The 25,451-nt window shown below is 37.0% G+C and carries 23 protein-coding genes and 1 pseudogene; 10 read left to right on the forward strand and 14 right to left on the reverse strand.

Annotated features, from left to right (window positions below; translation table 11 throughout):
• Positions 1-36 precede the first annotated feature (36 nt).
• The 6 genes and pseudogenes from SJY44_RS02625 to arsS all read left to right on the forward strand — a co-directional run bounded on the left by SJY44_RS02625 (position 37) and on the right by arsS (position 8,397).
• On the forward strand, positions 37-3,240 hold the full coding sequence (locus tag SJY44_RS02625) for a SusC/RagA family TonB-linked outer membrane protein (protein WP_396591158.1): 3,204 nt from the start codon (positions 37-39) through the stop codon (positions 3,238-3,240).
• Positions 3,241-3,249: 9 nt separating this feature from the next.
• Entirely contained in the window at positions 3,250-4,704 is a 1,455-nt protein-coding gene (locus SJY44_RS02630) for a SusD/RagB family nutrient-binding outer membrane lipoprotein (protein ID WP_396591159.1), read from the forward strand.
• 13 nt (positions 4,705-4,717) lie between these two features.
• Entirely contained in the window at positions 4,718-6,058 is a 1,341-nt protein-coding gene (locus SJY44_RS02635) for a sodium:solute symporter (RefSeq protein ID WP_396591160.1), read from the forward strand.
• Positions 6,043-6,678: pseudogene (locus SJY44_RS02640) on the forward strand (metallophosphoesterase family protein); the annotation flags it as partial. The gene SJY44_RS02635 and the pseudogene SJY44_RS02640, both read left to right, overlap by 16 nt.
• Positions 6,679-6,912: 234 nt before the next feature.
• Positions 6,913-7,248 carry an arsenosugar biosynthesis-associated peroxidase-like protein gene (locus SJY44_RS02645; protein WP_094999161.1) on the forward strand — a complete coding sequence of 112 codons (336 nt, stop codon included), beginning with the start codon at positions 6,913-6,915 and terminating at the stop codon, positions 7,246-7,248.
• 87 nt (positions 7,249-7,335) lie between these two features.
• A complete protein-coding gene (arsS, locus tag SJY44_RS02650) occupies positions 7,336-8,397 on the forward strand; it encodes an arsenosugar biosynthesis radical SAM (seleno)protein ArsS (protein WP_396592113.1) in 1,062 nt (353 codons plus the stop codon).
• A gap of 61 nt (positions 8,398-8,458) precedes the next feature.
• Here the strand turns inward: arsS and SJY44_RS02655 are convergent, their stop codons facing one another.
• From SJY44_RS02655 to SJY44_RS02670, 4 genes are all read right to left on the reverse strand, one after another.
• Positions 8,459-8,986 (reverse strand): hypothetical protein, encoded by a 528-nt coding sequence (locus SJY44_RS02655; RefSeq protein WP_396591161.1) that lies wholly within the window; start codon positions 8,984-8,986, stop codon positions 8,459-8,461.
• A gap of 68 nt (positions 8,987-9,054) precedes the next feature.
• Complete coding sequence (locus SJY44_RS02660; protein WP_396591162.1) at positions 9,055-9,510, reverse strand: hypothetical protein; 456 nt, start codon at positions 9,508-9,510, stop codon at positions 9,055-9,057.
• A 64-nt stretch (positions 9,511-9,574) separates the two neighbouring features.
• Entirely contained in the window at positions 9,575-10,141 is a 567-nt protein-coding gene (locus SJY44_RS02665) for a Crp/Fnr family transcriptional regulator (protein WP_396591163.1), read from the reverse strand.
• A gap of 529 nt (positions 10,142-10,670) precedes the next feature.
• Positions 10,671-11,510, reverse strand: coding sequence for a hypothetical protein (locus SJY44_RS02670; RefSeq protein WP_396591164.1), 840 nt, complete (start codon positions 11,508-11,510; stop codon positions 10,671-10,673).
• Between the two features lie 372 nt (positions 11,511-11,882).
• Here SJY44_RS02670 and SJY44_RS02675 point away from each other — a divergent pair, with 372 nt between their 5' ends.
• Positions 11,883-12,500: a TetR/AcrR family transcriptional regulator gene (locus tag SJY44_RS02675; protein WP_396591165.1), complete on the forward strand. Its 618-nt coding sequence runs from the start codon at positions 11,883-11,885 to the stop codon at positions 12,498-12,500.
• On the opposite strand, the gene SJY44_RS02680 is transcribed toward SJY44_RS02675, so the two are convergent.
• From SJY44_RS02680 to SJY44_RS02690, 3 genes are read right to left on the reverse strand one after another with little or no spacing between them, the layout of a single operon-like run.
• On the reverse strand, positions 12,497-13,543 hold the full coding sequence (locus SJY44_RS02680) for a glycosyltransferase family 9 protein (protein WP_396591166.1): 1,047 nt from the start codon (positions 13,541-13,543) through the stop codon (positions 12,497-12,499). The two genes, SJY44_RS02675 and SJY44_RS02680, sit on opposite strands and share 4 nt — an antisense overlap.
• Positions 13,527-14,132 (reverse strand): DUF4254 domain-containing protein, encoded by a 606-nt coding sequence (locus SJY44_RS02685; protein ID WP_396591167.1) that lies wholly within the window; start codon positions 14,130-14,132, stop codon positions 13,527-13,529. Before SJY44_RS02685 ends, SJY44_RS02680 begins: the two co-directional genes overlap by 17 nt.
• 38 nt (positions 14,133-14,170) lie before the next feature.
• A complete protein-coding gene (locus SJY44_RS02690) occupies positions 14,171-15,103 on the reverse strand; it encodes a DUF6427 family protein (RefSeq protein WP_396591168.1) in 933 nt (310 codons plus the stop codon).
• A 39-nt stretch (positions 15,104-15,142) separates the two neighbouring features.
• Here SJY44_RS02690 and SJY44_RS02695 point away from each other — a divergent pair, with 39 nt between their 5' ends.
• The gene (locus SJY44_RS02695; protein ID WP_396591169.1) at positions 15,143-15,364 is read left to right on the forward strand and encodes a uracil phosphoribosyltransferase; all 222 of its coding nucleotides are present in this window, start codon (positions 15,143-15,145) and stop codon (positions 15,362-15,364) included.
• Here the strand turns inward: SJY44_RS02695 and purD are convergent.
• The 7 genes from purD to SJY44_RS02730 all read right to left on the reverse strand — a co-directional run bounded on the left by purD (position 15,359) and on the right by SJY44_RS02730 (position 23,559).
• On the reverse strand, positions 15,359-16,630 hold the full coding sequence (gene purD, locus SJY44_RS02700) for a phosphoribosylamine--glycine ligase (RefSeq protein ID WP_396591170.1): 1,272 nt from the start codon (positions 16,628-16,630) through the stop codon (positions 15,359-15,361). The two genes, SJY44_RS02695 and purD, sit on opposite strands and share 6 nt — an antisense overlap.
• 58 nt (positions 16,631-16,688) lie before the next feature.
• Positions 16,689-17,675, reverse strand: coding sequence for a UDP-glucuronic acid decarboxylase family protein (locus SJY44_RS02705; RefSeq protein ID WP_396591171.1), 987 nt, complete (start codon positions 17,673-17,675; stop codon positions 16,689-16,691).
• Between the two features lie 3 nt (positions 17,676-17,678).
• Positions 17,679-18,989 (reverse strand): sugar transferase, encoded by a 1,311-nt coding sequence (locus SJY44_RS02710; protein ID WP_396591172.1) that lies wholly within the window; start codon positions 18,987-18,989, stop codon positions 17,679-17,681.
• Positions 18,990-19,071: 82 nt separating this feature from the next.
• Positions 19,072-19,809 (reverse strand): glycosyltransferase family 2 protein, encoded by a 738-nt coding sequence (locus tag SJY44_RS02715; RefSeq protein ID WP_396591173.1) that lies wholly within the window; start codon positions 19,807-19,809, stop codon positions 19,072-19,074.
• An 81-nt stretch (positions 19,810-19,890) separates the two neighbouring features.
• The gene (locus SJY44_RS02720; protein WP_396591174.1) at positions 19,891-21,711 is read right to left on the reverse strand and encodes a hypothetical protein; all 1,821 of its coding nucleotides are present in this window, start codon (positions 21,709-21,711) and stop codon (positions 19,891-19,893) included.
• A 4-nt stretch (positions 21,712-21,715) separates the two neighbouring features.
• Positions 21,716-22,399, reverse strand: coding sequence for a class I SAM-dependent methyltransferase (locus tag SJY44_RS02725; protein WP_396591175.1), 684 nt, complete (start codon positions 22,397-22,399; stop codon positions 21,716-21,718).
• Positions 22,396-23,559: a glycosyltransferase family 2 protein gene (locus SJY44_RS02730; protein ID WP_396591176.1), complete on the reverse strand. Its 1,164-nt coding sequence runs from the start codon at positions 23,557-23,559 to the stop codon at positions 22,396-22,398. The genes SJY44_RS02725 and SJY44_RS02730 overlap by 4 nt, the downstream gene beginning before the upstream one ends.
• A gap of 855 nt (positions 23,560-24,414) precedes the next feature.
• On the opposite strand from SJY44_RS02730, the gene SJY44_RS02735 reads away from it, so the two are divergent.
• Positions 24,415-24,798 carry a hypothetical protein gene (locus tag SJY44_RS02735; RefSeq protein WP_396591177.1) on the forward strand — a complete coding sequence of 128 codons (384 nt, stop codon included), beginning with the start codon at positions 24,415-24,417 and terminating at the stop codon, positions 24,796-24,798.
• A gap of 143 nt (positions 24,799-24,941) precedes the next feature.
• The gene (locus tag SJY44_RS02740; protein WP_396591178.1) at positions 24,942-25,313 is read left to right on the forward strand and encodes a hypothetical protein; all 372 of its coding nucleotides are present in this window, start codon (positions 24,942-24,944) and stop codon (positions 25,311-25,313) included.
• Positions 25,314-25,451 lie beyond the last annotated feature (138 nt).

Genomic DNA, 25,451 nt, shown 5'->3' on the forward strand with positions numbered 1-25,451 from the left:
TTCTGTCATTTAAAAGACTAACGATTAAACCCATCAATGAAATACATTTTATTGTCTATGGTATTGCTCATAGGAGTCAATAGCCAAGCACAACAAACCTTATCCGGAAAGGTTACGGATGTTAATAATGTTCCTATCCCTTTCGTAAATATCATTTTAACTGGTTCTGAAATTGGTACAACCACCAGTGAAGATGGCTTGTATTCCTTGAAGGTTCCTAGAGCTTCAACAGCTCTTGAATTTTCCGTTTTAGGATACCGAACACAGAACATCTCAATCAACAATAGAACAACAATCAATGTGCAACTTGTTGAATCATCTGAACAGTTGGAAGAAGTGGTTTTGACCGCCCTAGGTTTAAAAAGGGAAACGAAGGAGTTGGGCTATGTCGTTCAAAGTCTTGATGCCAAAGGTGTCACAGAAGTAAAGGCAGTTAATTTTTTAGATAATCTCGCGGGCAAATTGGCTGGAGTAACCATTAGCCAAGGCGCCACAGGTGTGGGTTCTACCTCTAGGATAAGCATTAGAGGAGAGGCTTCTTTCTCCAACAACAATCCTTTGTTCGTCGTAGATGGTATTCCTATAAACAACAATTCGGTTTTTAATTTCACCAACGAAGCTGCAGCTGGTTTTCAAGAAGTTGATTTTGGTAATGGCGCCATGGAAGTAAACCCAGATGATATTGCGGAAGTTTCTGTGCTTAAGGGTCCAAGTGCGGCTGCACTTTATGGAACAAGAGCGGCCAACGGTGTTATTGTTATTGAAACCAAAGATGGTTCAAAAAGCAAAGGTCTTGGCGTCAGTTATAACACCAGTTTTTTTGTAGACTCTGCTTTTAAATTGTCTGAATTTCAGAACCAATACGGGCAAGGACAGTCTGGTGTCTTTGAATTTGTTGATGGACTGGGAGGCGGAACCAGCGACAATATCACGTACAGTTGGGGACCAAGGTTGGATGTTGGCAACCTCATTCCGCAGTTTGATAGCCCCTTGACCCTGCCGGATGGAACTGTAGTAAGAGGAGGTGACACTTCTTTATATAGCGGTTTGCCCATTACTCCAACCGAGTTTCGTTCAAATCCTGATAATTTGAAGGATTTATATGAAACAGGAACAACTTTTATCAACAATCTGGCAATTTCATCAGCTTTTGATAAAGGAAACTTCCGTCTTTCATTTACTGATTTGCGCAATGAGTCCATTATTCCGGGAGTCAACTTAGATCGACAGACCATAAGTGCAAGGCTTACTTTTAAGCCCACTGAAAGGCTCCGTATCAACTCTTCCATAAGCTACGTGAACTCACAAAGTGATAACAGACCATCAAGTGGATACGGTTCTGAAAACGTAAACTATTCTTTAGTTGCTTGGGGGCCGCGTTCTTTAAATATTGATAGTCTAAGGGATTATTGGCAACCTGGTTTAGAAGGCGTTCAGCAATTTTCTTATAACTATACTTTCTTTGATAATCCGTTTTTTATCCTTCTTGAAAATCGAAACTCTTTTAATCGAGACAGGGTATTTGGTAACGTGTCCGCATCCTATGATATTTCAGATAATTTAACGGCTACCATTAGAACGGGTATGGATTATTCTGATGAGCTTCGCCAGTTTAGGCGTTCCTTCAGTTCCAACCGTTTTGCCAATGGTGGCTACGCTGAACATGATGTGTTTTATCGGGAAATCAACACCGATTTCTTGTTAAACTACCGTAAGGCTTTTGCAAATTTTAAGTTTGATGTTTCTCTTGGCGGAAACCGTTTGGACCAAAAAGCATTTACCTCACAGTCGCAGGCCACTAGTTTGGCGCAACCTGGTATTTTTAGATTATCCAATGCTGCTTCGCCTATTGAAGTCTTTGAATTTGAATCCAACAAGCGCATCAACAGCTTTTATGGTTTGGCAAAGTTTGGCTATAAGGATTTCCTCTTTTTGGACATCACAGGGCGTAATGATTGGTCAAGTGCGTTGGCTACACCATTTTCTGTGGATAACACCTCCTTCTTTTATCCTTCAATATCAAGTAGTTTCATTCTTTCAGAAATAGTAGACCTGCCTCAGGCAGTTTCATTTGCAAAACTTCGTGCCAGTTGGGCACAAGTAGGAAATGATACAAACCCATATCAAACCACGGGTGCATTTGTAGCACAAACCCCATTTAATGGGCAGCCTACATTTAGTGATCAAAACATAATTGCAAATCCAAATTTAAAACCAGAGCAGACCTCTTCTTTTGAGGTTGGTGCGGATGTTCGACTATTTGGTGATCGATTGAACTTTGACATCTCGTATTACAACGCAGTTACCAAAGATCAAATCATTTCATTGCCTATTGGAATTTCATCAGGTTTTACACAGCAAGTTGTCAACGGTGGTAAAGTACGGTCCAAAGGCGTTGAAATTATAGCGGGAGTTACACCCATTAGCAATGAAAACTTTAGCTGGAACAGCACTTTCAATTTTAGCAGAAACCGTGCAACGGTGGAAGGTTTACCGCAAGAAGCGGGGCGATTGACTTTGGCTTTTTCCAGAATCTACGACAGTCAAAACCAAACGGTATTTTTACAAGTTGAAGAAGGTGGCAGAATTGGCGATTTATATGGAACAGGGTATTTAAAAAATGATGCTGGAGATTTTATCCTTACCGATCAAGGTCGATTTATTCCTGATAATACGCTACAAAAATTAGGAAATAACAATCCAGATTTTATGTTGGGTTTCAATAATCAATTCCAATATAAAAATTGGGATTTAGATTTTCTCTTGGATTGGCGTCAGGGCGGTATCATTGTTTCTAGAACTAGAGCGCTGGGTAATGTTGGTGGTCAATTGGCAGAAACTGCTTTTAGACCAGAAGAAGGAATTGTTCCAGATGGTGTGGTAAATGTTGGAACTGCAGAAAATCCTGTTTTTGAGCAAAACACCGTTGCAGTTTCCGCAGAAAGCTACTACAGACAGTTTTTTGACCGAAACCATGAAGAAAACAATGTGTATGATGCCTCTTTTTTAAAGTTGCGACAGGTATCCATCGGATATACCTTCAAAAGTTTTCAGCTATTCCAAAATGATGCAAGCTTAAGAGTCTCTCTTATTGGGCGCAATCTTTTTGCCATTACTGAAAATCCACATTTTGACCCGGAACAATTTGCCGTGCAGGGGAACAGTTTTGTTGGAGGCGTAGAGGATCTGTCCTATGCCACATCACGAAGTATTGGGTTTAAAGCAGGGTTTAATTTTTAGATGAGGAAGATGAAAAACACAAACAAAATAATTACTGCTTTGATTTTTACTCTGGTGATGGTCACCTCGTGCACCAAAGATTTTGAGGAAATAAACACCAATCCAAATCAGCCTTTATCCGTGCAACCAAGTCTGTTGCTTAGACAGGTTATTTATGATTATGGAGAGCAAATGTCTTACGAAGGCTTTACTGCTGGTAATCTTTTAGGGCAATACACTACTGCTTTGGACTTTAATCTTTTTGATCGGCACGATTTAAAGTCGCCACAATTAGGAGGTAATCCATGGCCTATATTTTTCCAAAATCTAAGGGATAATGAAAGTGTAATCCAATTATCATTGCAAAACGAAACTTTTGCCGTGTATGAAGGCCCTTCACGTATTCTAAAAGCCTATATGGCCGCAGCGCTTACAGACCTTTTTGGGGATGTTCCCTATTTTGAGGCATTTCGCGGAAAGGAAGGAACCGTTACCCCTGCATATGATTCTCAAGAAACCATTTATACAGCGGAAGACGGGATTTTGGACAACCTCAACAAAGGAATTGCTGCTTTGGAAAATTATTCTGGAAGTATTTCTCTGGAAGGTGATATTCTTTTTAATGGAGATTTAGAGAGCTGGATAAAGTTTGCAAATTCCCTTAGGATAAAATCCTTACTTCGTATTTCAAATAGAACAGATGTTGCAACAGAATTGCAGACCATCTTCAATGCGGGCGACTTTATAGATGAGAACACAGAAAATGCCATTTTCAACTTTACGGATGGCGAGCCCAATAACTTCCGTCTAGCCAGATTGCGTATTGGTGACTTTAACAATTTTGTGTTGTCCGAAACCATGGAGGAGGTCCTTGTGGATTTTGATGACCCAAGAATAGAAACGCTTTTTAGACCTTTTAGCAATAGTGATTCTGGAGAATTCAATGGATTGCTCAACGGTATTGATGCCACCCAAAATGCTGCTATCCTATCCGATTTTTCCTTGGCAGGAACCATTTTCAGGGAAAATACGGGACAATTGGATGCCAATTTTATGACAAGTTGGGAAACCCATTTTTTATTGGCCGAAGCAGCAGAACGCGGTTTTATAACTGCAGATGCACAACAGCTTTATGAAATGGGAGTAACACAGGCCTTCGAATATTGGCAAGTGGGCCTTCCTGCAGATTATTTGACCAATAGCGCGCCTTATGGTGCAGGTGGTGATGCTTCGATTCAACAAATCATTACGCAAAAATGGATTGCAAATATCATCAATGGTTATGAAGGTTGGATTGAGTACCGCAGAACTGGCTTTCCACACTTAAAAACATTATCCGCAAGTTTAAACAATGATATCATTCCTGTTCGCATGCCTTATCCGGCAGAAGAAGAAGCACTAAATAGTGTTAACTACGCAGATGCAGCTTCAAGAACAGATGGAAATAGTATAAACGTTCCCGTTTGGTGGGACAATAATAAGTAGTTAAGAAAAGTAAATGACTGAGGCATTTTTTTGGCAATGGGGTTTGGTAGTGGCATCTAGTTTGGTGCTGTTCCTAATTTCTCCTTTGGCTAAAAATACCAATCAGTTTTTTAATGCTGTTTATCAAAAAAAGACCCCTAATAGCTTTGTGCTTATGGGGTCTTTAGTCATTTCTTGGATCTTTGCAAAAAGCATTACCAATGCTGCCAATCTAGGCTTGGAATTTGGGATAGTGGGTGGTGCAGCTTATGCTGCATACTATCTGTCTTTTGCTGTAGCCGGTATTGTCATTTATAGAATGCGAAAATTTGGAGGCTTTAAAAGCATTCATCATTTTCTTACTTCTAAGTTTGGAAAAAGCGCTGTAGCTGTATTTTCCATTTTGATTACCATTCGTTTGTTCAACGAGGTTTGGAGCAATACCATGGTCATTGGGTCCTATTTTGGAAATATGGGCTCTACACCATATTACCTTTCTATTTTGGTTTTTACTGTATTGACATTGGCCTATGCCCTAAAAGGAGGCTTGAGCAGTTCCATATTTACAGATAGTATTCAAATGGTATTGTTCACCATACTGCTCCTAGTCATTTTATGGAATGTTTTTGCCGCTGATAGCACGTTTTCTGGTGAAACCGTGGTAACCTCAGGAGTCTGGTCTTTTGAAACTGGGCTCAATTTGCTTTTTGCCGCCGTACTTCAATCCTTTAGTTATCCCTTTCATGATCCCGTATTAACGGACAGGGGGTTTTTAAGTTCCTCAAAGATTACCTTAAAGAGCTTTCTCTGGGCCAGTATTGTTGGTGGATTATGTATTGTCTTATTTAGTATTATTGGTGTCTATGCGCAGCATCAAGGTTTTGCCGGTCAGGCTGCCGTTGTTGTAGGTCAATCCTTTGGAATTGTTATTCTATTGGTCATCAACTTTATCATGATAACCTCAGCGGCGTCTACATTGGATTCTACCTTTTCATCATTTTCCAAATTGCTTTCTATAGACTTAAAGCTTGGAAATAGTTTAACTTTTGGCCGAATTGCAATGGTATTGATTGCCTTCTTGGGAACAATTCCCGTTTTTCTTGATGCTGAAATTCTTTCGGCTACCACCATCAGTGGGACCATGGTCATAGGCTTAACTCCAATTTTCATGTTCTGGAAGAAATCACCCCCTAAAATCAGTTTTCATTTAAGTGTTTTCTGCGGATTGCTATTCGGTTTTTTATTGGTATTTAAGTGGTTTCCGCAAGCTTTGATTTTTACCACAGGAAAGTATGCAGATTTGCTCTGGGTTAATTTCTGGGGCATTCTATGTTGTATCATCTTATATTTGACGCCTTTATGGATAAAGAAATAGAACATATCGGCACAAAAAGTGGGAAGCTGTTGCTCTTTGGTGGAGTTTACAGCAACCTTCAAGCGTTGGAACAATTGATATCAATAGCACAAGCAGAAGGTATTGCACCAGAAAATTGTATTTGTACGGGCGATATCACAGGATATTGCGCCCAACCAGAAGAAACCATCACAACCTTTAAAAAGTGGGGAGCCTTGAGCATTGCTGGAAATGTGGAGTTGCAATTGGCCAATGATAGTGAAGATTGTGGATGTGATTTTAAAGCTGGTGGTCGATGCGATAGTTTCTCCAAAATGTGGTTTCCTTTTACCAAAGGACATCTGTCTGAATCATCCTTAAAATGGGTTTCGCAACTTCCGGAGCACATCGGTTTTGATTATGGCGGAAAAAAAGTAACCGTTGTTCATGGCACATATGCCAATGTATCGGAATTTGTTTTTGAATCGACTCAAGACAATATAAAAGAAAGATGTTTTGAAGAAACGGAAGCCGATGTAATAATTGCAGGTCATTGTGGATTACCGTTTAGTCAAGCCATTGGTAACAAATTTTGGTTAAACCCTGGAGTTATTGGTATGCCGGCCAATGATGGTACCCAACGGGTATGGTATATGCTTTTGGAAATTGAAAACGGTGAATTAAAATATACTCATCGGTCTTTTGAATATGATTATAAGACCACACAACAACTAATGTACAAAAACCACTTGCCAGAGGCATATGCGGATACGCTGGCTTCTGGCATTTGGGACAATATGGAAATCCTTCCCGAACTTGAAAAAATGGGACAGGGCATTCCAATTAATTTTGAAAACAATTCAACACAAAATAAAGAACCTAAAACACCAAAAAAGATGGCAGATTCATATTACGACCCTAAAGACCTAAGAAAATTTGGGAAAATTACTGAATGGAGCGAAGAACTGGGAACCAAATTCTTTGACTATTATGGTAAGGTTTTCGAAGAAGGTGCACTAAGTGCAAGAGAGAAGTCTTTGATTGCCTTGGCAGTATCCCATGTGGTTAAGTGTCCTTATTGTATAGATGCCTATACAAAAGACGGTTTGCAAAAAGGCATCACCAAAGAAGAAATGATGGAGGCAGTACATGTAGGTGCAGCCATTGAAAGTGGTGCTACGTTGGTACATGGTGTACAAATGATGAACAAATACAATAAATTATCAATGTAAAGACGAAATCCAATTCAAAACAAGAATTGAGTCTTCTACTTTATAGCTATAAAATAATGCGTTATGAGTGAAAGCATATTGCCCCAAATGAAAAAGGCGAAAAAGTCCATGAAGGCTCAAGAAAATGAGTTGGCTGCGATTAATAAACAAATGGAAATTCTTAATGGTGGCATTTTTGCAGATGGTGAGCTTCCTTATTTTAAGGATAAAATTGCAGAAATAGGGCATTTTCCGTTACGCCCCAATAAGTTGGAAATTCTACAGATCAATGTTGGTTATATGTGTAACCAGGTTTGTGAACATTGCCATGTAGATGCAGGACCTGACCGTAAGGAAATCATGACCCGTGAAACGATGCAGCAGTGTTTGGAAGTCATTAAAAATACAGGGGCGCATACCTTGGACCTTACCGGTGGGGCACCAGAGATGAATCCGGATTTTCGTTGGTTTGTAGAAGAAGCTGCCAAGGCTGGAATCAAAGATTTTATCGTACGTTCCAACTTAACCATTATCCGTGCGAACAAGAAGTATTACGATTTGCCAGACTTCTTTAAAAAGCACAATGTTCATGTAATTTCTTCCATGCCGCATTATACCCGTGGTAAAACCGACAAGCAACGTGGAGACGGAGTTTTTGATAAATCGATAAAAGCCTTGCAAGAATTAAATGCCAGAGGATACGGCATGCCTGGCAGTTCTTTACGTTTGGATTTAGTCTATAACCCATCTGGTGCTTATTTGCCCGGAGACCAAATGGCGATGGAAAAAGATTTTAAAAAGGCTTTGGACGAAGATTTTGGAATTCAGTTCCACAACTTATTTGCCATTACCAATCTGCCCATTGCCCGTTTCTTGGACTATCTCATCGCCTCTGAAAATTATGAGGATTATATGTATGCTTTGGTGGAAGCCTACAATCCCGCTGCGGTAGCCAATGTGATGTGTACCAATACCATTTCCATTAGTTGGGACGGCTGGTTGTACGATTGCGACTTTAACCAAATGCTCGACCTAAAGGTCGCCAGCAAGGTAAAGCACATTAAAGATTATAACGAGGATATCTTAAACGATAGGAACATTATCATTTCCCAGCATTGTTATGGTTGTACTGCGGGTGCGGGGAGTAGTTGCCAAGGGACGGTGGCTTAGCATAAATCGAACTTAGTTTGAAGAGAGTTTGCACGAGTTATAAACTCGTGCCAGCGAGGGGCTAGTTTTTCTGTTTTTTTCGTTTTCGCAACGCTATTATTTCATTGTTTAAATCTGATTTTGCTCTTAACCTCCATTTGGTGATTTCCTTTTCGTCTTTAGATTCTGTTACTTTTTCATCTGGTTGGGGTGGCATAGGGGGCGGGTTTAAGGTGGAAATATTGTTTTCAGGTTTATTGAAGCTCCTTGTAAGCCCACAATGATTTATCACTATTTGATTCTCATCGTTGAAATTCCCATAAATCAGCCATTTTCCCGTTTCATTGATTATTGGGCCGCATAGCGCATCATATTTCCCATTATAAATCTCTCCGCTTTTTTCGTCTTTGAAAGATTCAATGACTTTGAACTTAAAAGAATTGTTAAAAGCATCGACTTCGAGAACCTCACCAATAAAAATACATTCCGAATTCTCAAATTCTGAATCTTGAATCTCTTTTAGGCTCTCTGGAACCTTGCAGCTGCAAGCACAAATTTTAGTAGACGTCAATACTAAAGCACAAATCAATATTTTATAAATATGTTTCATTTTTCATATTTGGCTGTAAAAATTATAATCAATGGTCTTTGTAGCTAAGTGAAGTTAGGAATTTTTCATTACAGCATTCGGATTGAACTGATATAAGTCCAAAAAATAAACAGCACTTGCAATGGGATTCTAAACCATAAATACGTAAGTCCATGACCGTCAAAGGTTCCTTTTTGATAGTTTACCTGATGTATGGCAGCATAAACATTCGCTGGTAACATCACTATGAGAAAAACGATCAAAGTCCATCCACTTATCACTTTTAGTTTAGGGATAAGCAAGCCAATGGCCAAAAGGATTTCAAAGAGTCCAGTGAGGTGAACAAAGCTTGTCTTGAATGGAATAAATTCAGGTATCATCATGGACATGCCTTTAGTATAGACGAAATGTCCCATGGCCGTAAAACACAACATGATAGATAGGGCTATTCTTGCGGACAACGCAAAATCATATTGCTTGTACATAATTTTCACCACGAAAATGGCAATCACAAAGCTGGATAGAAGTACGAGTAATGGTTTCATAAGGTCTTGCTTTAACTCATTTACAAAATTCATAAATGATTTTAGGCCAGACAATGAACCTAGGTTAAGTAATTCGCTTTCGTATTCTGCTCAAGGCTTGAGGTGTAACCCCAATATAAGAGGCAATGTATTTTAACGGAATCTGTTTCAACAATTTGGGGCGTTCCTGAAACAGGTTCAAATAGCGTTCTTCTGCTGTTTTGCTCAGTAGGGAAATTTCTCTTTTCGACTTAATCAAAAACATATTTTCTGCCATTCTCCGCCCAATTACATTTCCGCTTTCGGTTTTTTTATACACCTCTTGCAGGTCTTTAAACGATATGCGCCACAAGGTCGCGTTGGTCAGCGTTTCGATTTGATAGGGAGAAGGTGTTTGGGTGATAAAGGAATCATAGGCCGTAACAAATTCGTTTTCAAATAAAAATCCAAGAGTTAAGTCACTTTCTTCTTGGGGAATATAAAACCGCACTATCCCTTCCGAAATAAAAGATAGGTAGTTCTCAATTTCACCGATTTTTATAAGCGGTGTGTTTTTCTTTACGGTTTGCTTCTGCAGTTTGGAAGAAAAGAAGTCCCAGTCAGCACTATGCATTGGATAGATACGGTCAATGAACTTTTTGATTTCTTCCATGCTATATTTTTGCTAGTGGGAACGCCCGATACGTGAAGTTTGGCATTTTTCGTCAAAATAAGACGCTTCTATTGGAGTGGCCTTACATAAGTTTGTAACTCGTGCGAGCAAGGGGCCCTTAAATTATCTCCAAATCATTTCATTTATGTTATCTACCATAGAAATCACTATAAGCAGAATAACCAATGGAATTAAAAGCCTGATATACTTTTTTAATTCACTTGTATTAAAAACTTTAAACACTAACCAAAGCATGAATATCCAAAAAAGGATATTTGCTGTTCCTCCAATTAATCCTAGATTAAAAGCTGAAATATTGTAGTGAATTAATAGATAAGGTCCAGACAACCGCAGACCTAATCGAATTACTGAAAATATAATTGCTAGATAGAATAAGTTTCTGGTTGTCATCTTTGAAAAGTATAATGATTTAAAATAAGATTTTTTTCTAATAAATTATATCGTCCGATACTGAAACAAGTTTAGTACAAGTAAGTGAAGTTCGAGAATTTTTTGTTGGAAATCAAAACTAAAAACCATCAACACCATTTGGCCCTTCTACCCAGTATGAGGTTCTGTACCATTTATTTTTAAAATACATCGCTATAATTGAATACATATATGCAGAATCCTCATCACCTTCTGAAGTAATAGTATCTTTTACCTCTTCATGGTACATTAAGACTTCGTCCTGACCATCATTATTAAAATCTATTCCTGTTTTGTACAATGTTCCTGGAAAATCTTTTCCTCCAAAATTTATGGTGTCTCTATTTATTTTCGCTCTTTCAAGGTCTGCATGTTCCATGAAATTACATGTGACAAATAGTACAGGAGACCTGAAGTCGAACTGATTTGCTTGCCTATATACTATTGGGACCATTCCTTTATCGATAATGTCATATTTTCCATATGGATAAAAGGTAGGGTACCTTAGGCCTATTAGAGAATCCAAAGTCATTTTAACGAGCTTATCATTTTTAATCATTAAAACATGAAGCGGTTTTTCAAATTCGATTGTTTGAATTTGCTTTCCAAATCGACTTTCCCAATGAGCTGGGTTTGAAATTGGTTGATTTTTAGCTAGACTGTTTATAACATCGATTTTAAGGAAGTAATCCAATTCATTCCTGTTGATTATTATTTTATCGTCATCAAGAGTTGATTTTGGCAGTATTTGTTCCCAAAGATTATCGTCTAGAGCCGATTCTGATTTTACTTCAAACTCCCATCGTTTAATTTCGTTGCCCCATAAGCTTCCAAACCTAGAACAAGAATCTAAATGGAATCTATTTTCAAACAACTCCTTTTGGGCAAGACATTCAACACTGCAGCATAAAATTGTTATCCAGACTAAAGTACTTTTCATTTTCTATAGATATTATGGGCAATTCTGAAAATATGTTTAGCTCAACTAAGTGAAGTTCGTAGGTTTTTGGTTAAACTAGTCACCAAAATTGACAGATAGGTGTTCTGAGTAAACTTATAGTGTTAAATCCTAGTGCTTTTTACCACCATTAAAATGGATATCAATCATTTCCGCCTGTCATTTATCCAATAAATGAATCTGTTAAACAGACTCGCTGGTCGGTTTCCTTTTTAAGGGCTCCCTCTTTTAGGCCCTTTTTCTACTTTTCACCGATTTTTCCTACAACTACATCCTCATTTCTTTCGGTTGGGGTTAATCTGCCGAATCTTTGTTACAGACTTAACGGTCTATTTAACCCAAAACCTAAATCTTATGGAAAAGAACCTAAAAAGACGCGAAACCATGCATCGTTTATGTGCCAAAGGCCTAGAAATATTTCATGAAAAAGGCTATTACAATACCAGTTTAGATGATATTCTAAAAGAACTAGAGCTTTCTAAAGGTGCATTTTATCATCACTTTAAATCTAAAGAAGATTACTTTATAAGCATTATACAAAACCTTGTTGTTCAAAAAGTGTATGCCTTATTGGTTGAACCTTTGAACACTCATGAAAATCCATTACCTATTATTTTAGATAGTTTGGAAAATGCTTTGGAACCTGGCAAACGTAATGAAATGGCCTATGGGTTTATGTTAAATGACTTTCTGACCGAATTCAACAAACGTAATTCAGAAATCAGCAAGTACCTTAAGGATATCCTTAAAGTATGGGAGGTAAATCTGGTCTCTGTATTGAAAAAAGGTAAAATTGATGGCCATATTGCCCGCCATATCGATTGCGAAGGAGTGGCTACCTATATTATTGCTTCGTATTTGGGAATGCGTTCCCTATTAATGGATAGTACTAACAGGCAATTAAAGTACCAATACGTACAACAGTTAAAACACTATTTTAGTTCCATTGCAGAACGCAAGGTGATAGCTTAAGAAGCTAACAGCTGGCTTATTTTGGTGACTACCTGCTCTGGAGTTATGGATTGCATGACATTCTCATATCCTTTTGGAAGTTTGTTGCCATACACAGAGGTTGGAATCAATGGAAACTGTTTGCGGTCCGACAGCAATGCATTTTCCAAAGATTGATTAAAAGGATAAAAACCAGCATAAGGGTGCGTAAGCCCCCAAAGCGTTACCACAGGAATACCATGATTGGCTGCCAAATGTGCATTGCCGCTATCCATGGAGAGCATTAGATCCAAATTTGAAATCAGTGATAATTCTTCCGACAGATTAAGCTTTCCTGCCATGTTAACTACGCCTTCGAATTCTTTTTCAATACCTTCTAACTGTTTGATTTCATTGGCGCCACCACCAAATAACGCTATTTTATACTTTTCGGTATCGTTTAGTTTTTTGATTACCTCTTTCATCAAACTGAGTGGATACATTTTACCTTCATGGGCAGCAAAAGGAGCTATCCCCACCCATTTTTTAGTATCCTGCCCAACCAATTCAAGTACTTTTTCTGAAAGTGGTTGACGCTCCAATAATTTTGTGTTGGATAAATCTATTGGAAATCCCAACTCCGTAAAAACATCTGCATAGCGCTGATGGGTACTTTTTAATTGTTGGAAGATTTTATTTTTGGAACGCGTAAGTGCTTTTTTATCCGTGCGACCCTTATCAATCTGAACAAAATGTGTTTTATCCAACGCAAAATACTTTTTCAGAATTCGGCTACGGAGCACATTGTGCAGGTCTGCAACATAATTAATATCCAATTTTTTCAATTCCTGATATAAGCGCCATAATCCAACTAGACCTTTATGGTTTTTTTTCACATCGGCCTCGTACACCTCAACATTTTTCAATCCAGAAAAAATAGGGGCAAATGGTTTTTTAGTAAGAACGGTAATCTTTAGTTCAGGATTTTTGTCCAGCAATGCAATCAGAACAGGAATGGTCATCGCCACATCTCCCATTGCAGATAGCCTAATGACCAAAATATGGGACTTACCCTTTTTGTCCACGGAGTACCGGGTTTAATTCGTCATCATTGTACATTTTCATCTGTTTATAGACTTTCATATACTTATTTCCTGCTTCAATATCCGTCAATAATTGGTCAATAGCTGTGGTAAGATCTTTCTTTTGTTCCAATAGTACAGCCAACTTATCATTGCATTTGGCAATATGTTCTGGAGAAGCATCCGTTCGGTTTGCCTCTTCTTCCATGTGGTAAATCTTCAAAGCCAAAATGGAAAGTCGGTCAAAAGCCCAGGCTGGGCTTTCAGTATTTATAGTGGCTCCTTTCTTTATCTCAACAGATTGATATTTGTTCAAAAAATAACCATCAATGTATTCCACTAAATCTGTTCGGTCTTGATTGCTGGCATCTATTTTTCGTTTAAGATCTAGAGCATCATCAGGGTTTATAGACGGGTCCCGAATAATATCTTCATAATGCCATTGCACAGTATCAATCCAATTTTTCCTGTATAACAAATGCTCTACCTTCTCTTTTGGATAGGGATTCACAAATTCTTGGCAGACATCATCTTTAAGATGATATGTAAGTATACTTTCCTGAAAAATATTGAAGGCAAATGAGCTAAACATGGACCAATTAATTTAGCACAAAGATATTGCTTTATGGTTTACAGATTAAGTTCTAACAGAAAAAGGACAAAGGACAAAGCAATACATATTCCTACTACAACTTCCTTGAGCTTAGCCTTTTTGATAGTCTCAACATAATTGGTTAAAAAAACCGCTGTTGGAAAAAATGTAATTAAAACGGGAGAGGAATCAACAGATTTGAAAAGGTTAATGAAGGCCCCAAAAATAAAAGCCAAGAAAACAATACGCAACGGCACCAATTTTCCCCCTCCTTTCTTTCTCACTTTTAAGAAAACCAAAGACATGACCACTACTAATAAAAAGACATAGATCAATAGTTTTATTATAGCTGGTTCTGTAAAAAAATCAGTTTTTAAAAAGCCTATTGAAAATCTATAATGGTCCGCAAAAAAAGAAAGTTCTCCGTTAACCTTTAAAAAAGTAAAGACCAAGATGAAAAAGGTTAAAATACCAACGATTGGGACCAGCCAGTTTTTAAATGTCTTTCTATCATAAACATTGATGACAAAAAAAACCAAAAGAAAAAACATCACAGCCCAATCGTAAAAAAGACTTGCAATACAGATTAAGAGTGATGCATCAAAAATCTTATGCTTAACATTTTTAATCGATTTAACCGCCAATAACCTCCAAACAGCGAGCAATAAAAAAAAGTTGCAGAAAATAGCATTTTTATCTCCAAGGACCTTTGAAAAAGCAACGAACAGCAAAACAAAAAAAAAGATAGCATACGAGCTGAAATCAGTTACCTTTTCGGTCCTGATAATTCTACTGATAACATAAATAGAGAGCAAAAGTGTCCCAACCGTTAAAACATCTAACGGAATGGTGTCCACATTAATCCCTTGATTTGCTTCAAAAAAAACAAAAACGCTGTAAAAGAGGAATAGGAAAACCGATAGAACAATATAGTTTATGGGTTTTGTTTTTCCGAAAAAGCTTGAAATCATGTTTGGTTTTACTACTTTTGTAAAGTAAATATAGCTAAGATGAGCAAGTTTTTTTACGGCATTGAAGACTTATTTGTAAATGGTCTTTTTGCTCCTTATGATTTTTTCCGTTTTATGCAAAGTTGGTGGTCTTCTAACGCTGTAAACTGGATTTTTGCAATTATTGGTTTTGTAGCCATGGTCTATTGGATGAACCAGTTGAAAATTTTCAACGATAGCGGTGAAGAGGACAAGAGTATTACCTCCCATTCCTATCTATAAATCGAACCCGAGGTCTTTTCTGTAGTACATTCGATCAAAATGTAATTTTTCTATATTTTGATAGGATTTTTGTAGTGCTTCCTGAAAATCATTTCCAAGGGAAGTAATGGCAATAACACGCCCTCCGTTGGTAACCACCTTTCCGTCACTTTTCTTTGTTCCAGCATGAAAGACCAAGGAATCTTTTATATTCTCAATCCCTGTGATTTCTTTTCCTTTTTCATACGTTTCTGGATAACCTCCCGAAACCGCCATTACCGTTGTAGCGGTTCTTTGATCTATATCAAGATTGATTTCATTTAATTTTCCTTTGGCCATCGCTGTAAGGATATCAACCAAATCATTTTTAATTCTAGGAACAACAACCTCAGTCTCTGGGTCACCCATGCGTACATTGTACTCTATGACCTTTGGTTCTTCCTCAACTTTTATCAATCCTATAAAGATGAATCCTACATATGGTAAATTATCCTTTTTAAGACCTTCTACGGTAGGCTTCACTACTTGTTGCTCTATTTTATGTAAAAAGGATTCGTCTGCAAAAGGAACCGGGGAAATGGCTCCCATGCCCCCTGTGTTAAGGCCCGTGTCTCCTTCACCAATGCGTTTGTAATCTTTTGCGGTAGGAAGTATTTTATAATTTGTGCCATCAGTTAGCACAAAACAGCTTAATTCTATCCCGTCCAAAAATTCCTCAATCACCACGGTTGCACTAGCGAAACCAAACTTGGAATCCAATAACATGGATTTAAGCTCTGCTTTTGCTTCATCCAACTCTTGAAGAATCAACACCCCTTTGCCAGCAGCTAATCCATCAGCTTTAAGAACGTATGGCGGTTTTAATGTTTCCAAAAAGGCGTATCCTTTCTCTACCGTTTCTGAAGTAAAACTTTCATATGCAGCTGTTGGAATCTGATGGCGCATCATAAACTCTTTGGCAAATTCTTTACTCCCTTCCAGTTCTGCAGCAGCTTGTTGTGGCCCTATGACTGAAACATCTTTTAGCGCATCATCATTCAAGAAAAAATCATGAACTCCATTCACTAATGGATCCTCTGGACCAACCACAACCAAATCTATCTTTTCGGCCAAAACCAATGCTTTAATACTTTCAAAATCGTTTACCCCAACTTCAACATTGGTTGCAATTTCTGAAGTGCCTGCATTGCCTGGTGCAACAAACAGTTGTTCAAGTTTAGTGCTTTGTGAGATTTTAAGGGCTATCGCATGTTCGCGACCCCCTGAGCCAAGGACTAGAATGTTCATCAATCAAAATTTTGGCTAAAATAAACCAATTCAGATATCGGATATCCGATATCAGTATTTATTTCCCATTCAAATGTGAAAAATCACGATGCTCCTTGCCATGTAATTCCTCTGGTGATAGCGATTTGAAGTATTCATATACCATTTTTAGCCCTTCTGAACGATGCACTTTAGGTTCCCAATCCAAAATTTCCTTGGCCCTAGTGATATCAGGTTGACGCTGCAAAGGATCATCCTGAGGCAATGGTTTGAATATTATTTTTTGATCTGTTCCGGTAAGCTTAATGATTTCCTCAGCGAATTCCAGAATTGTGGTTTCATCTGGATTACCTATGTTGACGGGAAGATGGTAGTTGCTCATCAATAAGCGATAGATGCCTTCAACCTGATCATCTATATACGTAAAAGATCTTGTTTGGGACCCATCTCCAAAAACCGTTAAATCCTCACCCCGAAGCGCTTGCCCCATAAAGGCTGGAACCACTCGCCCATCATTCAAGCGCATTCTTGAACCATAGGTATTAAAAATGCGAACGATACGGGTATCCAATCCATGATGAGTATGATACGCCATGGTTATTGACTCCATAAAACGTTTGGCCTCATCATATACCCCTCTAGGTCCAATAGGACTTACATTGCCATAGTACTCTTCATTCTGCGGATGTACTAAAGGATCTCCATATACTTCTGAGGTTGATGCCACCAGAATCCTGGCATCTTTTTCCTTGGCAAGACCTAACAAATTCAAGGTGCCCAGGGAACCTACTTTTAGGGTTTCAATCGGAATCTTTAAATAATCAATTGGACTTGCCGGAGATGCAAAGTGCAGGATGTAATCCAAATCTCCTCCTATATGCACGAAAGTTGAAACGTCATGGTGATGGAATTCAAAACGCTCATGTGGAAACAGATGCTCAATGTTTTTGAGATCTCCTGTAATAAGATTATCCATCCCAATTACGTGATGGCCTTCGGCTATAAATCTATCGCAAAGATGTGAGCCAAGGAAGCCCGCTGCGCCTGTTATTAGGGTTTTTTTCATAAGTTATACTCCTCTGGAGAATAAAACCGTGGTTACAGTTTTAAAAATTATCCGCATGTCTAATGTAATAGATTTGTTCTTTATGTAATACAAGTCATATTCCAACTTTCGTATTGAATCCTGTAAATCTTCTCCATACTTGTATTTGACTTGTGCCCAACCTGTAATACCAGGTTTAAACAAATGTCTTACACTATAAAATGGGGTTATATCATTAAGTTGATCAACAAAGATTTTTCTCTCAGGTCTTGGCCCAATAAATTGCATATCTCCAAAAATAACTGACAGAATCTGAGGCAATTCATCAATTCGAAATGCTCTTAATACTTTTCCAAATGGGGTAATGCGATTGTCATTTTTTTTTGCCATTTGAGCTCCAGTAATCTCAGCATTAGTTATCATCGATCTAAACTTGTAGATTTTAAATTCTTTGCCATGTTGACCTACTCTTAACTGGGTATAGAAAAGAGGACCTCGATTAAAAAAAAGATTTAAAAAAAATACAAAAGGGCAAACCGCAACAAATATTAGGCCTACAAAAAGTGATAATAGAAAATTAACTACATAACTAAATAAGAGTTGTAGGTACCTTATCTTTTTATTTCTGACTTGTAGAATTTCGTAAAAACTATGATAATGTGACTTAATTGGAAGTGCTTCATATACATTTTCATAAAATGAAGTATATGATATGACTTCACTACCTCTCAAAATAGAGTCTAGCAACAAATTTTCAAGCGTCTTGGGGATTTTGTTATAGTCCTTTACATTCAAAATCCATGTGTCTATTTTTTTAGATGCATCATGAAACCTCTTTTTGAATTCAATAGAGTTGTTATCCTCCATTTGATGTGTTAGTTTCACCTTATAAAAGGTTTTGATTCCCGCACCATTTATGTTCTCGGTGTTGTTCTTTAAATCAGCAATGGAGTTTTGGTCATAGATATAAAGCACATTTTTTATGGTAGGTATTATTCTAAATACATTGCTGAAAAGTAATCTCCAAAGCCAAATTTCGATAGGTGTTAACAGCAAAAAAGAGAGAAGGGGTATCCTCCAAAAACTAACATCAAAAGTGAAAACAGTGAAAATAAAAACTAGAAAAACAAATATGGCGGTTATATATACGGATTGTGATAAGATGTATCTTTTTCTTGCAACCTTTTCCAAATTGTAAAAGTCTAAAATATAGGAAAGGATAAGGTATGTGGAAACCCCAAAGACAAATACAGAGGTTTTTAGCACAAAAGAAATGAATTCTTCATCTATGGCATGATTTACAAATAGATTGAGAGAAGCCAAAATAATCAGCATGTCGCCGATTAAGAGAATAAACTTCCTTTCTATTGAATTTAAAATTGAAGGTCTTGCCATTAAGTACAAAATTTCAAAATACTCAAAAGTAACTTTTCAATTTCAAAACAACTGCAGAAAGCAAATAAAATGCCGATTTGAACCATGACAAACCTTCTATTTCACGATAAATTTTCCATTCGTATTTGACCAAATCCAATTTGTTGGCCGAAATGGATTCATTACCCGAACGATAACTGGCCAAACATTCATTTAAACCATATCCATCGGTTTTTTTTAGTAAATGCAGCCAAAGGGCGTAATCTTGACGCTTACGAATGGATGGCATGTATTGTTTTCCATAGAAATTGACATCATAAATCACAGTCAAGCAACCTATTGGGTTTTTGTATAAAGCACTTTTATAGGTGACCACAGGTTTACATTTTACATATTTGGCTAACTTTTTACCCGCCTCGTCAACCATATCGTAATCGGTAAACGAAAAGTGATAACCGTTCTCTTGCATGAAATTCAATTGCTTCTCCAATTTTTCTGGATACCATTGATCATCACTATCCAAAAAAGCGACATAATCTCCTTGAGCCATTTCAATGGCTTTGTTTCTTGCAATACCGGCGCCACTGTTTTTATCAAGGCGATGGTACTTGATTCGGTTATCTTTTTCTTGAAAGGATTTTATTAGTGCCTCACTATCATCGGAAGAACAATCATCTACTAGGATATGCTCCCAATCGGTATGAGTTTGTGCTTGTACAGATACTATGCTCTTCTTTAGATACTTTTCTGAGTTATATACAGGAGTTATTATTGAGATCATACCTCTTTACTTTTTCAATTGCGCTGCATTTTGAACCGAATTATTTTTGAAAAATTAAAATCCCATAAGGCTCATTGCACTTCAATAGGGTTGAAAACTTGTTTCCCATATAATTTGCCTATTGGCATATTGACCAGTTCTAACTGTCTTTTTTTTATAATCAGGAAGTTCTATAACCGCTGCCAAAAAATTACTGTTACCATACCACCAAGGCAATTCTAAGCTCGTATCTTCATAATTGAAGTCAAGATTGTCAAAATCATACTTTTGTCTTTTCTCAGGTAGGTCTTCAGTTCTGTCTGGAACAATATGCAAAAAGAACCTGGTATTCATCTGAGCTGCATTTGCTTTATCTTTAAAGTACCATAGTTTATTTTTGAATAAATAAACATCAAATCCCGCCTCACTCGCTAATAGGTTTTTTTTGTTTCGGACTTCTTTCAAAGTTTTATATTGCTCTATACTTTCCTTTTGAGCAAAAACAACACCAACAATCAGAGCTCCTAAAGCAATCTTTCCGATTATTTTATTTTTCCGATTTGTCTTTTTATAAAAGTCAAAAACATCTGTAAAAACCGACGATGTTATGCTTCCTATCGTTGCAAATCCGAATAAACAGAAAGGCATATACCAAACTATAAAATTAGTGTGCGTATGAATATAGGAATGCCCTTTGAAAATAACCAACCATGACAGTGCCGCAGCACTAGAAAGCCACATTACAATTATCAACGCGCTATTTGCCTTTGACTTGGCCCATATTGAAGGGGATATCTTTTTTGGCAACTGTGATAAAAGTGAAAAAATAATGAATATTAAAATCAGTTCGCCAAAATCTATTCTAATAAGGCTAGCCCAATCTGTGCTGATGTAGGTGTTTAAATCAATTGCAATGCCATTCCAATATTTTTCTAACACCATTGGCACCGTGCTTTCCAATGATTGCTGATATGCCTCTGAGAAATCGCCACTATTACCCGATGTTCTTTTTAGAAAACTATAGACAATATGCTCAAAACCCTTGGCAAAACTGCCTCTAATCAGTGACAGCTGATATGTCAACACAAAAAAGTACAAAAAAACTGCGACCAGTGAACCTAGCGTCACACTTAAAAGTCTTAAAGAAAAAGTCTTCCATTTCCATTTATTTAAAACAGCATAGTATACAAAGGGCATTACAAACATTATAAGGCTTGTTGTAATGAGTTCAAACCCGCTGAAAAGACATTTAATTAAAACTAATACAAATGCTATTATAGCTAGTTTTTTTAAGGTAAGATCTATACGTTTTTTTGTACTTTCCCTACTAAGAATAAAAAGCATCACGATAAAAGGCACATATAAAACACCTACTACCCAGTACAAATTTCTTCCAAAAACTGTAAGCCAGTGCGAAATCAAAAAAAGAAACAACGTAATTACAGCTGAAAACAATCCATATTTTTTATAAACCCACAAAAGAAACAACGTCAAGATAAATGCAAATAATAATGCGGAACAAAACTTGAATATCTTAAGATTAATTTCGTTGGAAAAAGGAGAAACACTGGATAGAAGAGAGAAAATAAATCCTTGACCTCCAATTTGACTTTTATAGGTACGAAATGTTTCTTTTTCTAATACAACTTCTTTATTTTGATAGAAGTCATATTGATTAAGCCATAGATTACCCTCCTCAATGAAATAACGCCCTAAAAGGCCTGCTTTGAAAGAGGTGCCTTCGCGTTCCGAGGCGGCCAAACGACCGAGAACAAGACTTTCTGAACTTACTTGAAAATCGTCGAACCAATTTTGGTCCGCTACATTCCAAAAGTTATCGTAAAGACCCATTTGAACGATTACCATTGCTATAGTGAAAAACAGAGCGCCTTTACTCATTAAAACACTTTTTAATCTGTTCATTTTTTTACTTTAAAATGCTAATGAACTGGTATTTAGACTTGAAGATTATTTTCACTAAAGGGCTATGGTCATATAAATGTATAGGGGTCAAACGCTTTACTTCAGTAAGACCACATTCGGAAATACACTTGTCATACGACTTCAATGAAAGGTATCGCTTTGGAATAGATATGCCATAGCCATAATTTCCGATGATATCAGCTAACTGTAAAATTTTTCTTGAAAAGAAGCCGTATTCAAAATGGTCTTTTATCACGATGTACTTAGACACTCGCTTCGCTTCTTTTAACAAAATCTCAATATTTTCATAATCATGATGCAGTACATCGCTGAACAAAGCGGAATCAAACGAATTGTCATCAAAGGGCATGTTTTTTCCGTCAAAATGGACGTAATTTTTCCATTTTCCAACATCTTTAAGCGCTTCGGGTACTTCATGTATATCAATCCCGGTGAAACTAATAGCGCTGTCTTTTTCAGAAATAGATTCACTGAGGGTCAAATCGCCACAGCCAATATCCAAGCATTTAATGCTCTCTAAATTCTCTTTTTCCATCAAAAACCGTAGGTCTTTGAAAATCAAGTCAGACAAAATCTCGATTCTACTATTATGAGAGGTTTTTCTATGGAAGGAGATGAGCAATTTGTCGAAAAAACTCTTTTTACTCTTTGCTATTGGAGAACTCATATTACCTTTCTTTTAATACCGATAATACTAAACATAAAACTAAAAATCATTATTTGAATGCCCAAAGTAAATGGGATTACTGCCAGTAATACTTTTCGAACGAAAATCACCGGGTCTAAATCTCCAAAACCAAGGGAGCTCCAGTTATAAAAATTGAGGCCCATGAGAACCAAGCCTATTATAAACAGCAAGGCACCCACTATCAGGCCTCGTTCCAGATTAAAATAATCGAATAGCTTATTAAAGTTTTTGGTTTCTGGCGTGAGACCGCTTACCACGCTATATATTTTAACAAAGTAGTGGAAGAAAATAAGCTGAACCCCGATAATCAAGGTAAAAGCCAAAATAATAGACGTATGAATATCAAAGGTAACACCCTCTAGTTCGAAGGGTTTCAAAATGACGATAGACCCAAATATGGCCGAAATGATCGTAAGAAGAACCCCTGGAAACAAAAACAACCAATTGGGAGAGAACATCAATAAAAAACGTAGATGCCTCCACCCATCTCTCCAAGTTCTCAAGTGAGGTGGTCGGGTTCTACCATCAGGTGACAATACCGTAGGTACTTCGGTAATTTTCATTTTATGAAGAGCGGCTTTAACAACCATTTCCGAGGCGAATTCCATTCCTGTGGTATAAAGTTCCATTCTTTCAAAGGCATCTTTTGAAAAGCCCCTCAAGCCACAGTGAAAATCTCGAATCGGTATTTTAAAAAACAATCTCCCTATAAAGGATAACACCGGGTTACCTAAATATTTATGAAGAAAAGGCATTGCTCCTTTTTTCACTCCGCCCTTAAATCGATTGCCCATGACCAAATCATAGCCTTCTCTAAGTTTTTCAACATAATTCATTAAACTTAGAAAATCGTAGCTATCATCGGCATCACCCATAATAACATATTTACCTCTTGCGTTGGTAATGCCCACCTGTAGTGCTGCTCCATAGCCTTTTTCAGATGCATGTACGAGTCTCGCACCGTTAGTTTTCACAATTTCTTGGGAGCCGTCTGTACTGCCGTTATCAGAGATAACAACTTCTCCGTTAACACCGGTTTTTTCCAAGAAAGTGTGGGCTTTTTTAATGCAAATTTCTAAAGTTTCCGCCTCATCTAAACAAGGCATCACAATAGAAAGTTCAATTTCAGGTTCTGTCATATCGGTTGGTTGTTTCAGTTTTTTGGGAAACGTTCAAAGCTATAAAGTTACACCTTTAAGTAACACTGATAAAAATTAGAGTAGGAAATATCCCATTTCAAAATGCCTCACAGTATGTAAAAATGAGTTGAGAGAGGCATAGAAATTGAATTAATATTATTAGTTAATTACTGGTATCACTTCTAGCATCCCCGCTGATGGTCCACCCCATATCATTAAGAATTGCTCAGGTGGCTTCACCTTCATCACAATAACGCATGCCATGGGCACCTAAAGCAATGTCGGTTTGTAGGTTGTTGCTCAGACCAACCTGATAATATAGCGCCATAGTTTGCTGTTGAAACGTCCGCATTAAAAACAGGTATTCCATTGCGGTCACCTTACTTATATTCTAGGTGCCAATCTCTTGATTAAAAGCTTCAGCATTCTCAAAGACTGCTAATATGACGATTAATATTGTAAGCATCCTACAAATGTTTCAAAGCACATAAGATTTTGGATAGAAGCTCTATCATCTTCAATCCTAAATGAATAGTATTCAAGATAAAACCTTAAGGGTATTAGTGATTCTATCTTACCTTCAAAAATTGTGAAGTATACAAATTTAGGAACTTAAAATACTGCTTTTCTAATACTACGAAAGGAGGTGGGTATAAAATCAGGATATTTCCAATTTACCAGCATATTAATCAACATAAACTAAAACTAGGTAACCGTACAATAGTAGGGTTTTGCTTACGTTGTTTATTTAACATTATAGTTACAAATAATTACATATGAGAATTGGATCGCTACTATTTTTTATTATTGCTGCTGTTTTTATCTTGCCAACGAGGTAACAATGAGGATAATTTAGTGAAGGATAATTTGATTATTGAATTTAGCCTTTTAGTCGAAAACAATTCAAATATTACAGCTAATATCGAAGGCATAATTGATAATCAAAATAATACAATAAGTTTGACTTTTTCTTTTGATTCGGTGGATTTTAATTTCACTCCAGATGTGGTGGTTTCAGAAAATGCATCAATAACTCCAAATTTCAACTCATCTTTTGATTTTTCAGATGAATTGGTTTTTGACGTTGTCTCAAAGTTTAAGCTATCTGTAAATAACTCTTCACTTGTTACTACGGTATATTTGAGGAGCCTATTCAGACAACTTCATTTGAGTTGTTCATTTACAATGAAAATGGTAAGATTTCAGAAATACGGTCTTTTAAAGACACCTCCTATTTAAATTCGACCATTTTTGAATATGAAAATAACCAAGTTTTTATAAAGAATAGTGACCAAACACTGACAATTGTAACAAACAATAACTCTTATTATCGAACATTTTTTGTTAATTATGATTCCTTTGGAAATGTTGAATCATCTACAATGAACGAAGTTGTAAATCAGACATTTTATTACAGCTTTAACAGTACTAATGAAATAACCCAAATTGAAATTGTACCAAAAGATTACGTTGGTGAAATAAGCTATACCTACGAACTAAAAATTATTGAGAAATTAGACGATTCTATTTTCCAAACATCATCTTGGTTCTCTACACATGGCGGATTATTAAACTGTAATGACACTGTAGTTGCAAATCGAGCTACATGTTATAAGCCAATTATAGACAGTGCATTAAACCCGTATTATAAATTATTTGCTGATTTTGGCTATTTAGACTCTCCATACAGTGTGCCCCTTAAACCATTTACAGAAACCGGTGGTGAATCTTTGGAATCTCCAGAACTATGTTAATGCAATAAACGCTTTCGAATATCCCACGGAATCAAAGAATGAAAACTACTTAGGAGACCATGGACCTACTGAGATACGATATGGTTATAAATAGAAATCGCTTGCCCTATAAGTTCAGATTTTAACAAAAACTAGATT

This window comes from Allomuricauda sp. R78024, assembly GCF_044596045.1.
In the GTDB taxonomy this organism is placed as follows: Bacteria; Bacteroidota; Bacteroidia; order Flavobacteriales; family Flavobacteriaceae; genus Flagellimonas.